This window comes from uncultured Thomasclavelia sp. (assembly GCF_944324745.1).
Lineage (GTDB): Bacteria > Bacillota_I > Bacilli_A > Erysipelotrichales > Coprobacillaceae > Thomasclavelia.
On sequence record NZ_CALUXO010000029.1, the window covers coordinates 1 to 14,451 of the forward strand.

The following is a 14,451-nucleotide window of genomic DNA, read 5'->3' on the forward strand; positions in this document are numbered from 1 at the left end:
ATATTTACAAAGGCTGGACTTGTGTATTGATATCCTCCATCCGAATGACATAAAGGATGTGCATCTTTATTAGCTTGAATTGCTTTATCAAATGTATTAAAAACAAGAATATTATTATTGTGATTACCAACTTCATAACTGACGACTGTTCTATCATAGAGATCAAGAAATGCACTCAAATAAAGCTTATATTCATTATGTGGGCCATATTTGAATTCTGTGACATCAGTTACCCATTTTTCATTTGGTCTTGATGCATTGAAATCTCTATTAAGATTATTCTTAGCTGTGTTGTTATTTTTTCTAACTGTACAACTTCTTCGTTTAGGTCGAATGATGCTTTGAATACCTAATGTCCTCATGATCTTATAGATACGTTTGTCACTATAATGTCTATGATGATCTCTATTTATTCTATCAGCCATCATTCTATAACCTAATAATCCGTTATATTTTTTATGATATTCTTTGATCAGCTCAGCTATCTCTTCATTTTCCTTGTCTACAATACTCTTTTCATGATGAAGCCATTTATAATAGTTTGCACGTTTGACATCAAGTATTCTACACATAAGTGATATATTTGGTGTGTTTCCTTTATCTACTTCTTCTTCGCTAATTTCTTTGATTGCTTCATATTCTTCTTCATATTTGCTTTCTCTGTATATCGCCTTCTTTCTATCTCGTCCAATTTTTTTAACATTCTTACCTCCAATAGTGCCATTTCAAGTTCATATTCCTTTTGTTTGAGCTGTCGTTTTAATAAAGTCATTTCATCAACTTCTTCATCAGCTTTATGATGTCCACGTCTATCACCTAAACCATCTTTGCCGTTTTCCTTATACTTCTTGACCCAATTAAAGACATTAGCGTAAGTTGTTTCAAATACCTTAGCTGTTGTCTTATAGTCCAAATCATGTTCAAGACAATACTTTACAATTTCAATACGTTCTTCTTTATTTACTTTTCTGCTTTTCGCCATATAGATATCTTCTCCTCCAGGAATGTAATCCTTCAATTCCATATGACTATTATAATCTTTTATCCACTTTATGATAGTGCTATTAGAAGAAATATTATATTTTATTGCCAGATCATCTAATGAACCTTCGCCGTTTAAATAAGCATCTACAACCATCTGTTTAAATGTTTTAGTATATGCATTATTTGATTTTAAATCATCAAAAGCTGATTCACCAAAAGCATTGTATTTTTTAACCCATCTATAAACAACCATATTATTTGTGCCAATTTCATCAGCTAATGAATAAGTAGATCCTTCACCATTCAAATAACGTTTACATATTTTTATTTTTAGTTCTTTAGAATATTTGCTTTTTCTTCCCAATATAAAAACCTCCCGTATCAGTGTTTAATTATTTACACTGTCTACTAGGAGGTTATCATATCAATTTTTACCAATAGCTTTTTAAGATAAATAAGATACTTTGTAATTAAAATAACTATTTAAATAAATCGGTTGATAAATATCTTTCACCAGTATCTGGTAATAAGACAACAATATTTTTACCTTCATCATTAATTTTACTAGCACCATATAAGGCAGCTCCAGCACTAATTCCAACTAATAATCCTTCTTTTTTAGCTAAAAGGCGAGAAGCTTCATATGCTTCATCGGTAGTCACGGTAATCATTTCATCAATAATATCTAAATCTAAGATATCGGGAATAAAATTAGCACCAATTCCCTGGATACCGTGAGGTCCAGCTTTTCCTTTAGTAATTAATGGCGAATCAGCTGGTTCAATTCCAATAATTTTAATATCAGGATATTTTTCTTTTAATACCTTTCCAATTCCAGTAATTGTACCACCAGTTCCAATTCCAGCTACAAAATAATCAATTTTTTCATTTTCAAAAGTTTCAATAATTTCTTTAGCAGTTGTTTCTTGATGGGCTAAAGGATTGTTAGGATTAACGAATTGACCAGGAATAAAACTATTTTCATTTTCTTTAGCTAATTCATTAGCTTTATCAACAGATCCCTGCATTCCCAGTTTACCTGGTGTTAAGACAATTTTAGCTCCATAAGCCTTTAATAGTTTTTGTCTTTCTATTGACATGGTTTCAGGCATGGTTAAAACTAGTTTATTGCCATAGATGGCACAAGCAATAGCTAAACCAATTCCAGTGTTACCACTAGTTGGTTCGATAATTATTGTTTCTTGATTGATTAAATTATCTTGATATGCCTGTTCAATTAGTTTTAAGCCAACCCGGTCTTTAACGCTACCACCGGGATTAAAAAATTCTACTTTTGCAAACAAGTTGTTGTTTAATTTTTTTTCTTGTTTTAAACGAGCAAGTTCAATGATTGGGGTATTCCCAATTGTTTCTAAAACACTTTTTTTAATATTCATTTTTTCACTTCCTTTGTATAGTTATACCATTATTTTAATATTTTAGATATTAAAACGATAATTTAATTTTATTGTCATGGTCAAAAGTATCATTTATAATGAAAAAAAGGGGACTGATTATGAAAGATTTTAAATATATACAAGTATATCAGACAATTATAGATGATATTGAAAATGGTTATTTAAAATATCACGATAAAATTCCGTCAATTAGGCAGATGGCTAAAAGATTAGATGTAAGTCGTACGACCGTAGAAAGTGCGTATTTACAATTGTTGGTCGAAGGGTATATTTATGCTAAGGAAAAAGTTGGTTATTACGTAGATGTTCAATATCGTAGTCAGATGAAAGGGCCAACATTTGATACTAACATAGCGGTTGAAACGCAAAAATATCGCTATGATTTTAGTGGCCGATTTGTTGACAGTGAAAGCTTTAATCTAGAAATCTGGAAAAAATATATTAAAAAAGCTTTAAATCAAACAGATGAATTAATGTGTTATGGTGAGATTTTAGGAGAACCTGCCTTAAAACAGGCCTTACAGCGATATAGTCACGAATATCGCGGACTTAGTCGTCCGGTAAATCAATATGTTATTGGTGCTGGATTTCAAATTCTGTTATATCATATATGTAGTTTATTTGGAAAAGATACGATTGTTGGAATTGAAGAGGGTGGTTTTAAACAGGCGGAAGCTGTTTTTCATGATTGTCATTTACAAGTTGTTAAATTACCAGTCGATGATCAGGGAATTACGATTGATGGATTAAAAAAGGCTAATTTAAAGCTATTGTATCTTAATAGTTCTTCAGGGGGATATCATGGTCATCCAATAAAATGGCAGCGACGACTAGAAATAATAAATTTTGCTAGAGAAAATGATGTTTTCATTATTGAAGATGATCATAATGGTGAATTAAAATTTAACACTAAGCCAATCGATGCTATGTCTAAACTGGATAATGAACGGATTTTTTATGTTGGTTCTTTCTCTAAATTATTATTACCATCCATTCGAATTAGTTATATGGCGCTGCCAAATTATTTTACAAAGATATTTTATCAAAAAGTTTCCAGTTATCATCAAACGGCTTCTAAACTAGAACAGTTGGCTTTAGCCATGTATATTGATGATGGGCAACTGGCCAGACATTTAAAAAAACTAAGAAAACATTATCGAATCAAAGGCAATCATTTATTAACATCACTCCAGAACGCTTTTCCTAACCATCATTTTGAATTATATGAAACTGCATTAAAGATTACTATGGCGGTTGCTGATGAATTAACTGACCAATATATTGAAACAGCTAAAAAACATAATATTCGCGTTACTAAAAATAGTAGTAATCAAATTGTTTTATCATTTTCGGGGATTTTTGAACATGATATTGATGAAGCTATCAATCTTTTAAAAGAAATTTGGCAATAGAAAAAAGGAAGTAGTCACTTCCTTTTTATTTATTTAAATGTTTACAGCTATAATAAGCTGGAATACCATTTTTATACTCAATATGTACTTCACCTTGAATCAATGGATATAAATAATCATAAAGTTCTTGTGTAATATCATTATGTTCTTCATTGATCCATTCAGTAGGAATTTTTTGCTCTAGATTAGCAATGCTACGAACATCACTAGAAACATATTCAATCAAATATGGGTTGTTTGAAACTCGTTTAAAGCCCATTACATGACCAGATTTTCCGGCTATAGCCGTTTCAATTGCTTGTTGCCCAATGACAAATGATTCATTTAAATCAGTTTTGCTGGCAATATGCATAGCACATCGTTGTAAAACGTTTAATTCAATACTACGCACTTTACATTGGAATTCTTTAAAAACTAGTGATTCCAGCATTTTTCCAGTTCCAGAATGCAAAACATGACCAAAGGCATCTTTTTTAGCATACTTTGAATCATCATCTAAGTAATGACCATTTTCGTCTTTAATTCCTTCACTAACCGCAACAACGACACAACGTTTACGTTTAAATACCTCACGGATATCATCTAAGAATTTTTGTTTATCAAAAACAACTTCTGGTAAATAAATTAAATCAGGGGCATCGTTATATTCATTACGAGCTAAAGCAGCGGCTGCAGTTAACCAGCCAGCATTACGTCCCATGATTTCAATAATCGTTACTGATTGTAACTGATAAATTAAACTATCATGAACAACTTCTAAAATTGAAGAAGCAACATATTTGGCTGCTGAACCAAACCCAGGAGTATGATCAGTTCCCATTAAATCATTATCGATAGTTTTAGGAATCCCAATAAAATTGATATGACTATTGATAGCTTTAGCATAATCATCTAATTTCATGACAGTATCCATTGAGTCGTTACCACCGATATAAAAGAAATCAGTAATTTCTAGTTTTTCTAAAATTTCGAATAATTTAAGATAAGTTTCTTGATTCTCTTCATGAGTTGGTAATTTAAATCTACATGATCCTAAATACATCGCCGGAGTTTGTTTTAAGGCATTGATTTTATCTCCGGTATCAAATTCTTTTAATAAATCCATATAACGACCATCTAACAGTCCTTTAATTCCGTTGATCATTCCATAAACATTTTCATAAACACCACTGGTTTTAGCTTTATGAATGATACCGGCTAAACTTGCATTAATTGCTGTTGTGGGTCCTCCAGATTGTCCAATAATACAATTTCTCTTTTTCATCTTTATCTCCTTTTTACGATGACATTCTAACATTTTTAGTCATTAAAAAAAAGTAGTTACAGTCTTTTTTAATAAAACGAAAAATAAAATGATGATAATGCCCCCAATTAAAAAACTAGTGAGTTGCCAGTTTGATGATTGGCTGTTAGAAATAACTTTGATTTGGGTTGCTTTATCTTGATTTAAAAAGTTCAACAGATTAATTTTAACTTGGTTATTGGTAATAGAGCCATAACTAGTTTCTTGAATGGTTCCAGGAAGTGAGATTGTAAGATTAATATCAAGATTTAGATTTTCTAGTGATGAAATGGAGTAATTGTTAATATCGTTTAATTCATTTAGATTAATAATGTTATTGATATCGGTTTTATTGATAATTAACGAATATTGATCATTTTTTTGATCATAGCTTAAAAAGTTTAATAAATAGGTCGTGATTTCTTCTGGAGCAATGAGCTCTAAACCGACATAACGACTGCCGTTGATCGTCTTTGCAATTTGTTTGATTTGCCAGGTATTGAATTGGCTTGCTAGCAGAGTATTTTGTAATTCATCTAACGAGGTATCATAAGTGGATAAAAGTTTTTCTTGACAATACATGGCAACTTTCAAATTGGCCTGGTCTCGATTTTGATATTCAATTTCGATATTTCCTTGAACACAACCAGTTAGAAAGAAAGCTAAATATATTAATAATAGTATTTTTTTCATCAATTCTCCTTTCAAATAGTATTGTGCCACTTTCTAGTAATTCTATAATTAAAAACTAGACTTATCTTGATTAAATTAATATAATTTAACTATGGTTAACATATAGTTCATATTAACGCTTTACAATAAAGTAGGTGATATCGATGAAAGTAGAAGTATTATATACAAATAAATCAAAACATATCAAACCAGTAGCTGAAGCGATGGCCCGATGGGTCAAGACTCATGCTAAGCCTATTGATGCTTTTGATAGTGAAAGCCAAGTTGATCTATTATTAATCGGTTTTGATGATTCGGTAAGAAAAGATGTTGAACTAGAAACATTTATTAAAAAACTCAATCGTCATTATATCCATAATTTAGCTTTATTTAATGCGTTTTATCTAAATGAAAATAAGATGAATAATATGATAAAGCTATGTCAGCAGACTAATTTGCCATTGATGCGAGAGCAATATTCGTTCAAATTGACTTTTAAGCAATTAAAAGAAGTTGATCAGGGCGTAATTGACGGGGCTAGATTATATATTGAAGATATGGTAAATATTGTAAGAGATTATTATTGAGGTAGAAGAGCAGTTCTTCTGCTTTTTATTTATCGATAATAGTTTATGGTAGAAAAATTTTTTTATCTATGATACAATTTTATCAATTTTAGGAGGAATTATTATGGATAAAAATAAATATGGTTTTGAAACATTACAGATACATGCTGGACAACAACCAGATCCAGTTACGAAAGCAACTGGTTTACCATTGTATTTATCAAATGCGTTTACTTTTGATGATGCTGATCAGGCAGCGCGTATTTTTGCTTTAGAAGAGGGTGGATATTTCTATTCACGTTTATCAAACCCAACAGTAGAAGCTTTACAACAAAGAATGGCTGCTTTAGATGGTGGTGTTGGTGCTGTAGCTTTTGCTTCAGGAACTGCGGCTATCATGGGATTAATAATGACTATTTGTCAAAGTGGAGATGAAATTATTGCGGCTAATAATTTATATGGTGGTACAATTGGTTCTTTATCAGGAACAATGACCGGAATGGGCTTTAAATCTCATTTTGTTGATCCAAATGATTTAGAAACGATGGAATCAATGATCAATGATAAAACACGTTTAATTTTTGTAGAATCAGTTGGAAATCCTAATGGGGATATGCTTGATTTTGATGCAATTAGTGATTTATGTAAAAAGTATAATTTATTATTTGTGGTTGATAATACAACACCAACACCATATTTATTTAGACCAATCGAACATGGGGCAAATTTAGTTGTTTATTCAACTACAAAATATTTAGCTGGACATGGTAATGTCATGGGTGGTGTCGTTGTTGATGCTGGAAATTTCCAATGGAAAGATAATCCTCGTTATCCGTTATTTAATACCCCTGATAAAGCTTATCATGATATTGTTTATGCTGATTTAAAAGAGCAGGCTTTTTGTACTAAAGCAGTAGCTAAAACATTACGTGATTTAGGTGGGTGTATGTCACCATTTAATGCATATATGACTTTACTAGGATTAGAAACTCTATCATTGAGAATGAAAAAACACGTAGAAAATTCACGGGCGCTGGCAAAATTTTTAAGTGAATGCCCTGATGTTGAATGGGTTAGCTATGCTGAATTGCCAGATAGTCCTAATTATCAACTAGCTAAAAAGTATTTCCCTAATGGATTTGGTGGTTTATATACTTTTGGTGTACGTGGTGGTGTTGCTGGTGGTAAAACGGTCATCAACAATATTAAGTTATTTATTCATGTTACTAACTTTGCTGATTCTCGTTCTTTATTAACGCATCCAGCTAGTACAACGCATGCGCAAATGTCAGAAGAAGAACGTTTAGCCGGTGGTGTTAAACAAGAAACAATCAGAATGTCAGTTGGATTAGAAGATGTAGATGATTTGATTGCTGATTTAAAGCAAGCTTTTGCTAAAATAAAATAAAAAAAGAGCTGATAATCAAAGAAACCTCCTTTATGGGATTTCCATAAAGGAGGTTAACTTTTAAAGTTAGCTCTTTTTTATTTAATTACTAATGCATTTTCGATTGGTAATAATGGATTTTCTTTATCAATACGATCATAGAATAAAACACCTTCAAAATGATCTAATTCATGTTGTAAACAAATTGATAAGAAACCTCTAGCAACAATCTTAACTTCCTGGTCAGTTAAAACATCGTAACCTTTTACAGTTACTTTAGCGTAGCGTGGTACATAACCTTGAACTTCCCGATTAACTGATAAGCAGCCTTCACCGTCTTTTAGATATGATTGTTTTTCAGTATAGGAAACGATTTTTGGATTAACTAAAGCATAATCATCACTATGCGTTACATTTCCTTCTTCATCATAATTTAAAACATGAACTGCTAGCATTCGTTTAGGAACTCCTAATTGAATTGCAGCAATCCCAACAGCCGGACGCAAGTCATATTTTTCAGAAATTTCTGGTTCTTGAGAATTGACTAAAAACTCATGCATGTCTAATAATAGTTTTCGATCTTCATCACTAAGAGGTAGCTCAACTTCTTTAGAAACTTCACGAATTAACTTATTATTATCATCGATTATATCTTTCATTGTTATCATAAATTTCACCTCATCGACAGTATTATAACATAAAATGAGGTGAAAGAAACAGTTATCCGACTCTAATTCGAGAATTTCCGCAAATGATTAACAGTAAAAATACTACTAATACGATAGCAAACCAGTTAGTTGAACCAAAGCTGCCACAACCACAGCTGGTAGTACAACTATTGCAACCACAACAACCAAATGGGTTAGTAATATATGGGTTAAAATTATTGCAACCACAACCAGAATAGTTAAATCCACAGTTCATATTATCGCCTCCTTTAGTATTATCCTATTCTAATCTTTATCTTTTGATTGGGTTATTGTAGATATAAATTCATTTTTAAGTTATAATAGAAAACATTAAGAGGTGAGAATATGGAATATAACTATCCAATAGATTATACTTGGACAACTCAAGAGATAATCGATGTGATTAATTTATATAATGCAGTTGAAAAAGCATATGAGGGTGGCATTAGTAAAAAAGAATTTATGGAAGCATATCGAAAATTTAAATTGATCGTTGATAGTAAAAGTGCTGAAAAAAAACTTGATCAGGAATTTTATCATGTTTCACATTATTCGATATATCAAGTAGTTAAGGCAGCTAAGCAAGATCAAGATTTTATTCAAGTGGGTGAGTAATTTGGCAGGATTAAGAAAATTAAAAAAATTGTTTAAAAGTCGTGGCGTTGATAAAAGTATTTATATCAGCACTTTCGTTTTGGCAATTTTTGGAATTATTATGATTGGTTCCGCTTCAATTGGTAGTGTTACTCGTTATGGGGTGACTTATGCAATAAAAAATATGGCAACACAAACTGTGTTTGTTATTGCTGGAACGGGGGCAATGATATTTATAGCTCGTGTTTTTAAGACAAGATATATAACATATACCTCATCGATGCGGCTATATGTTTTAGGAATCTTTTTGATGGCAATCTGTTTTTTCTTTAGTGATTCGAAAGGATCCCATGCCTGGATTAAATTTGGCAGCTTATTTAGTATTCAGCCAGCCGAATTTATGAAAATCGCAATGATTTTAATTATGAGTTATTTTTTAACGGAAAGTGATCAAGCTTTTGTCGTTAAGGGACGCTTTAAAACGCAAGAGTTAAAGAGTGCTTTTTATAAACAAAAATTTTTACAGTGCGTTTTTTTGCCAATGATGCTAGTTGTAATTGCGGCAGCAGTAGGAATTTTTATTCAAAATGACTTTGGAACGACAGCAATATTAGTGGCAATTTGTTTTGTTTGTTTTATTGCTACACCACGGCCATATTTTAAAAAGTACAAGCGAATTGTCTGGGCATTTCTAGCAATATGTGCTGTTTTGTTTATTATTGCCGGAACGACAGTATTAAAAGGATATCAGACAAGTAGAATTACTACTTGGCTAGATCCTCTATCTGATCCATACAATACTAGTCAACAGCTGGTTAACGCTTTGATTGCTTTTAAAAATGGTGGTTTATTTGGTTTGGGATTAGGAAATTCAACTCAAAAATATGGATATATTCCTGAAGCACATAACGACTTTATTGGCGCTATTGTTTATGAGGAATTAGGAATTATTGGTCTAGGATTGATTATAATTCCTACTTGTATCATTATTTTTAAATTGTTAAATTATTCATTAAAGATCAAAGAAAATAAATCCCGGATCATTCTTCTAGGAATTGCCTCATATTTCTTTTTACATCTGTTGATTAACTTAGGTGGGGTATCTGGTTTGATTCCAATGACGGGAGTACCATTATTGTTGCTTTCAGCTGGTGGTTCTTCAACAGTTACCGCTTTTGTTGCTATTGGAATTGCCCAAGCAATTATTGCTCGTTATAATCGTCAAAAATATGACACTGATTAATTAGTTTTACATATAATATACTAGGTGATTTGATGGATGAATTTAAAGAATTTTTAAAAACGATTCCTAGTATCAAACAGGATGTTTTAAATGGTCGTTATACATGGCAACAATTATATGAAATCTATGTTATGTATGGAAAAGATGATAAATTTTGGCAACCATATAAAACTAGCAGCAATCTTAATTTAAATATGCTGATAGACGTAATCAAAAATATTGATTTAAACGCCCTTTCAAATAGCCTGGCATCAATTGAAAAAGTTTTAAACGTTATCAATACATTTATCGATAAAAAGGAACCGGATAATGGAAAAAAGTGGTATGATGAATGATGATTTACGCTATTATTTACGATATCATCCTAAATGGTATTTAATTCTTTCAAGGTCGCCAGGTGAATATGAGCGCTTATTACAGGAATACAAGGATGATAAAAGTCAGGCTTTTATTAATAAAATTGAACAGGTATCTTTATTTTTAAATATGATAGAAATGATGTTGTGATATGGAAGAAATATTAGACAGATTAATTGAACAAATCAAGTTAGATCAGCGTTATCAAGATTATTTTGAGGCTGAAAAAAAATTAGATAAAAAAGAAAATAAACAACTTTTACAAGAATATCATCAAAAGATTGAAGAATATAATGATTTAAAAAAATATGAGTCGTATATTGATTTAAATCAGATCAAAGATGAAATTAAACAATTAAAGAAACAAATTAGTTTGAATAAGGATATCGTTGATTATTATCAAAAATACCATTGTTTAAATGATTTTTTGGAAGAAATTACTAAAATTGTTTTTGGTAATATTTCAACTGAATTAGATTTATCACGATATGAATTATAGAGGAAATTATGAGAGTTATTGCAGGAAAATATAAAAGTCGGCCGTTAAAGACCGTTAAATCAAATTTAACGCGGCCAACTACCGATCGAAATAAAGAAAATATGTTTAATATTATTGGTCCTTATTTTGATGGTGGGGTAGTTTTAGATTTGTTTGCCGGAAGTGGCGGTTTAGGTATCGAAGCTTTATCCAGGGGCTGTAAAGAGCTCTATAGTGTTGATAAACAATATGCAGCTTTTAAAGTAATTAAAGAAAATTTTGAATTGTTGAAATTAGAAACAGCTCATGTTTTTAAATTGGACTATCGTAAAGCATTGGAAAAGTTTGCAAATATGTCATTAAAATTTGATTTAGTTATCTTGGATCCACCATATGGTAAAAATATGGTACCAGATATTTTTGCGTATCTATTAGAACATGACATGTTACAAAATGAGGCGATAATTGTAGTAGAAGAATTAAAAGAAGTGACTTTTCCTGAATATCAAAAGTTGAATTTATTAAAAAAATATCAATATGGGATAACAGCATTAAATATATTTAAATATGGGGTAGGATAATGAAAGAAAATATTGCAGTATATGTAGGAACTTTTGATCCGGTGACTAATGGACATTTAGATATTATTGAACGCGCTAGTATGATGTTTGATACGCTATATGTTACTATTGGTATTAATCCTGAAAAAAAGGGGCTATTTACGATTGAGGAAAGAAAAGCTTTATTAAAAGAAGCTTGTAAACAATTTGATAATGTTATTATTGATTCTTCTGATAAGTTATCAGTTGAATATGCACGAGATGTTGGTTCTAAAATTTTAGTTCGCGGTATTCGGGCAACGATGGATTTTGAATATGAATTGCAGTTGGCTTTTTCTAATCAATACTTAGATAAAGAAGTGGATATGGTTTTTTTGATGACTAAACCATCACATTCTTTTATTTCATCTTCAGCAGTTAAGGAGATGGTCAGTCATCATCGCTCAGTAGCCGGACTAGTACCACCATGTGTTGAAAAAGCTTTATGGCAAAAGTATCATTAATCTAATCTTGATCCTGGTTTTCTAATTATTTGATTTTTTCTGGTTTATTAATTGTCAAAACTGATTGAATTTGATATGATGAAAAAAGAAAATAAGATAACTGGGTATAATAGAATATTATTTTACCAATTATACCTCGAAAGAGGTATTTTTTATGGAGGCGGACAAATGAACATATTTACATTAAAGGATTTTTCGGTTGAAGAAATCAATCAGATATTGGATGAAGCTGAGGAATTTAAAGCAGGGAAAAAAGTCGATTTTAATGGGCAGAAAGTTGTTGCCAATCTATTTTTTGAACCATCAACAAGAACCCATTACAGCTTTGATAAAGCAGCTTTTAATTTAGGATGTCGAACTCAAAACTTTGAAGCAGCTACTTCTAGTGTTCAAAAGGGCGAAAGTCTATACGATACAGTTAAATTTTTTGAATCAATTGGCTGTGATGCTGTAGTGATTCGTCATCCAAAAGAAAATTATTATGACGATTTAGTCGGGAAAATAAAAATACCGGTTATTAGTGGCGGTGATGGAACGGGAAATCACCCAAGTCAATCTTTATTAGATTTAATGACGATTCGTGAAGAATTTGGTCATTTTGAAGGTTTAAAAATTGTTATTGTTGGTGATATTGTTCATTCAAGGGTAGCGCATAGTAATTATGAAATTATGAAACGTTTAAAAATGGATGTTTATACTAGCGGCCCTAAACAATTTGAAGAACCAGGGTATAATTATGTAGATTTTGATCAGATATTACCAGAAGTAGATATTGTAATGTTGCTTCGCGTTCAGCATGAACGGCATCAAGAGTTGATGCGACTTACTACAGAACAATATCATGATATGTTTGGTTTAAATCAAAAACGAGTAGATAAAATGAAGAAAGGAGCAATCATAATGCATCCAGGCCCATTTAATCGTAATGTGGAGATTGCTGATGAGATCGTTGAATGTTCTCAAAGTCGTATTTTTAAACAGATGACAAATGGTGTTTTTGTACGGATGGCATTATTGAATCGAGTTTTGACAAATGACTAAGATATTGTTTAAAAATGGTAATGTATTTTATCATGGCAAGTTACAAAAATTAGATGTTTTAATTGAAGATGAATTTATCACTAATATTGCTGAAGAAATTAATGATGAAGCTGATGTTATTGATTTAAAGGGTAAATTATTAACCCCTGGTTTAGTGGATATGCATGTGCATTTAAGAGAACCAGGATTTGAACATAAAGAAACGATAGCTACAGGAACTAATAGTGCTAAATATGGGGGATATACCCATATTGTTGCTATGGCTAACACGAAACCTTGTATGGATGATGTCGAAACGATAAGTGATTTTACAGCGCGTGTTAATAAAGACAGCCAAGTTCATACATATACCTATAGTGCTATTACTAAAGATTTAAAAGGACAAGAATTGGTTGATTTTAAGGCCAATAGTCAAATGGCTATTGTAGCTGGGTTTTCAGATGATGGAAAGGGTGTCCAGTCAAAAGAAATGATGGAAGCCGCCATGAAAGCCTGCAAGGAAACTGGTAGCATTATTGTAGCGCATTGTGAAGATGAAAGTGAATTAGAGCCAGGTGCCTGTGTTAATTTAGGTCCTTATTCTAAAAGTCATGATTTAGTAGGAATTAATAATGCTTCTGAATACAAACAGGCTACAAGAGATCTAGAGTTGGCAGGAATGATCAAAAATCGTTATCATATTTGTCATATTTCTACTAAAGAAACAGTTTGGGCTTTAAAAAAAGCCCGTCAAAATAATCAATTAGTAAGTGGTGAAGCCTGTCCGCATCATTTGATTTTGACAGATGAAAATATTAAAGATATGAATCCTAATTACAAAATGAATCCACCACTTAGAAGTAAGGAAGATTTAGAAGCGTTAATTCAAGGAATCAATGAAGGAGTAGTTACGGTGATTTCAACCGATCATGCTCCTCATGCTCCTCAAGAAAAGATGCAGCCGATTTCTAAAGCTCCATTTGGAATTATCGGAATCCAGCATGCCTTTAGTTTGATGTATACATATATTGTAAAAAAAGATTTAATTCCATTAGAAACGGTTTTAGCTTGTATGACAACTAATCCAGCTAAAGTTTTAGGAATTAAACATGACCTAGAAATAGGATATAAAGCTAATCTGGCTGTTTTTGATCTTGATGAAGAATATACTATTACTAAAGAAAGTATTAAATCCAAATCAATAAATACGCCATTTTTAGATACTAAATGTTTTGGTGCTTTAAAATATCATGTCTTAGATGGAGTAATTACGAAAATTTAGGAGG

The 14,451-nt window shown here is 31.4% G+C and carries 19 protein-coding genes; 12 read left to right on the forward strand and 7 right to left on the reverse strand.

Annotation, left to right across the window (positions count from 1 at the left end; translation table 11 throughout):
- The 3 genes from Q0K54_RS03010 to cysK all read right to left on the reverse strand — a co-directional run.
- Positions 1-572 (reverse strand): IS3 family transposase (locus tag Q0K54_RS03010; protein ID WP_294578370.1); only part of this gene is annotated, 572 nt, incomplete at its 3' end.
- Between the two features lie 29 nt (positions 573-601).
- Positions 602-1,348, reverse strand: coding sequence for a helix-turn-helix domain-containing protein (locus tag Q0K54_RS03015; RefSeq protein WP_294578371.1), 747 nt, complete (start codon positions 1,346-1,348; stop codon positions 602-604).
- A 115-nt stretch (positions 1,349-1,463) separates the two neighbouring features.
- The gene (cysK, locus tag Q0K54_RS03020; protein ID WP_294578372.1) at positions 1,464-2,381 is read right to left on the reverse strand and encodes a cysteine synthase A; all 918 of its coding nucleotides are present in this window, start codon (positions 2,379-2,381) and stop codon (positions 1,464-1,466) included.
- A 119-nt stretch (positions 2,382-2,500) separates the two neighbouring features.
- Here cysK and Q0K54_RS03025 point away from each other — a divergent pair, with 119 nt between their 5' ends.
- Complete coding sequence (locus Q0K54_RS03025; RefSeq protein ID WP_294578373.1) at positions 2,501-3,814, forward strand: PLP-dependent aminotransferase family protein; 1,314 nt, start codon at positions 2,501-2,503, stop codon at positions 3,812-3,814.
- Between the two features lie 25 nt (positions 3,815-3,839).
- On the opposite strand, the gene Q0K54_RS03030 is transcribed toward Q0K54_RS03025, so the two are convergent.
- Together Q0K54_RS03030 and Q0K54_RS03035 are read right to left on the reverse strand one after the other, a co-directional pair.
- The gene (locus Q0K54_RS03030; RefSeq protein WP_294578374.1) at positions 3,840-5,078 is read right to left on the reverse strand and encodes a 6-phosphofructokinase; all 1,239 of its coding nucleotides are present in this window, start codon (positions 5,076-5,078) and stop codon (positions 3,840-3,842) included.
- Positions 5,079-5,120: 42 nt separating this feature from the next.
- The gene (locus Q0K54_RS03035) at positions 5,121-5,789 is read right to left on the reverse strand and encodes a hypothetical protein (RefSeq protein WP_294578375.1); all 669 of its coding nucleotides are present in this window, start codon (positions 5,787-5,789) and stop codon (positions 5,121-5,123) included.
- Between the two features lie 143 nt (positions 5,790-5,932).
- On the opposite strand from Q0K54_RS03035, the gene Q0K54_RS03040 reads away from it, so the two are divergent.
- Together Q0K54_RS03040 and Q0K54_RS03045 are read left to right on the forward strand one after the other, a co-directional pair.
- Positions 5,933-6,355 (forward strand): hypothetical protein, encoded by a 423-nt coding sequence (locus Q0K54_RS03040; protein ID WP_294578376.1) that lies wholly within the window; start codon positions 5,933-5,935, stop codon positions 6,353-6,355.
- Between the two features lie 103 nt (positions 6,356-6,458).
- A complete protein-coding gene (locus Q0K54_RS03045) occupies positions 6,459-7,742 on the forward strand; it encodes an O-acetylhomoserine aminocarboxypropyltransferase/cysteine synthase family protein (RefSeq protein ID WP_294578377.1) in 1,284 nt (427 codons plus the stop codon).
- A gap of 77 nt (positions 7,743-7,819) precedes the next feature.
- Here the strand turns inward: Q0K54_RS03045 and def are convergent, their stop codons facing one another.
- Complete coding sequence (gene def / locus Q0K54_RS03050; protein ID WP_294578378.1) at positions 7,820-8,389, reverse strand: peptide deformylase; 570 nt, start codon at positions 8,387-8,389, stop codon at positions 7,820-7,822.
- A gap of 52 nt (positions 8,390-8,441) precedes the next feature.
- A complete protein-coding gene (locus Q0K54_RS03055; protein ID WP_294578379.1) occupies positions 8,442-8,645 on the reverse strand; it encodes a hypothetical protein in 204 nt (67 codons plus the stop codon).
- 110 nt (positions 8,646-8,755) lie between these two features.
- Here Q0K54_RS03055 and Q0K54_RS03060 point away from each other — a divergent pair, with 110 nt between their 5' ends.
- The 9 genes from Q0K54_RS03060 to Q0K54_RS03100 all read left to right on the forward strand — a co-directional run bounded on the left by Q0K54_RS03060 (position 8,756) and on the right by Q0K54_RS03100 (position 14,447).
- The gene (locus Q0K54_RS03060) at positions 8,756-9,025 is read left to right on the forward strand and encodes a UPF0223 family protein (RefSeq protein ID WP_294578381.1); all 270 of its coding nucleotides are present in this window, start codon (positions 8,756-8,758) and stop codon (positions 9,023-9,025) included.
- A complete protein-coding gene (locus tag Q0K54_RS03065; RefSeq protein WP_294578382.1) occupies positions 9,018-10,247 on the forward strand; it encodes an FtsW/RodA/SpoVE family cell cycle protein in 1,230 nt (409 codons plus the stop codon). Before Q0K54_RS03060 ends, Q0K54_RS03065 begins: the two co-directional genes overlap by 8 nt.
- A gap of 32 nt (positions 10,248-10,279) precedes the next feature.
- A complete protein-coding gene (ylbD, locus tag Q0K54_RS03070; protein ID WP_294578383.1) occupies positions 10,280-10,582 on the forward strand; it encodes a spore coat protein YlbD in 303 nt (100 codons plus the stop codon).
- Complete coding sequence (locus tag Q0K54_RS03075; RefSeq protein WP_294578384.1) at positions 10,575-10,754, forward strand: YlbE-like family protein; 180 nt, start codon at positions 10,575-10,577, stop codon at positions 10,752-10,754. The genes ylbD and Q0K54_RS03075 overlap by 8 nt, the downstream gene beginning before the upstream one ends.
- 1 nt (position 10,755) lies before the next feature.
- Positions 10,756-11,103 (forward strand): YlbF family regulator, encoded by a 348-nt coding sequence (locus tag Q0K54_RS03080; protein ID WP_294578385.1) that lies wholly within the window; start codon positions 10,756-10,758, stop codon positions 11,101-11,103.
- 8 nt (positions 11,104-11,111) lie between these two features.
- Positions 11,112-11,663: a 16S rRNA (guanine(966)-N(2))-methyltransferase RsmD gene (gene rsmD, locus Q0K54_RS03085; RefSeq protein WP_294578386.1), complete on the forward strand. Its 552-nt coding sequence runs from the start codon at positions 11,112-11,114 to the stop codon at positions 11,661-11,663.
- On the forward strand, positions 11,663-12,145 hold the full coding sequence (gene coaD / locus Q0K54_RS03090; protein WP_294578387.1) for a pantetheine-phosphate adenylyltransferase: 483 nt from the start codon (positions 11,663-11,665) through the stop codon (positions 12,143-12,145). Before rsmD ends, coaD begins: the two co-directional genes overlap by 1 nt.
- Before the next feature lie 168 nt (positions 12,146-12,313).
- Entirely contained in the window at positions 12,314-13,186 is an 873-nt protein-coding gene (locus tag Q0K54_RS03095) for an aspartate carbamoyltransferase catalytic subunit (RefSeq protein WP_294578388.1), read from the forward strand.
- Positions 13,179-14,447, forward strand: coding sequence for a dihydroorotase (locus Q0K54_RS03100; protein WP_294578389.1), 1,269 nt, complete (start codon positions 13,179-13,181; stop codon positions 14,445-14,447). The genes Q0K54_RS03095 and Q0K54_RS03100 overlap by 8 nt, the downstream gene beginning before the upstream one ends.
- Positions 14,448-14,451 lie beyond the last annotated feature (4 nt).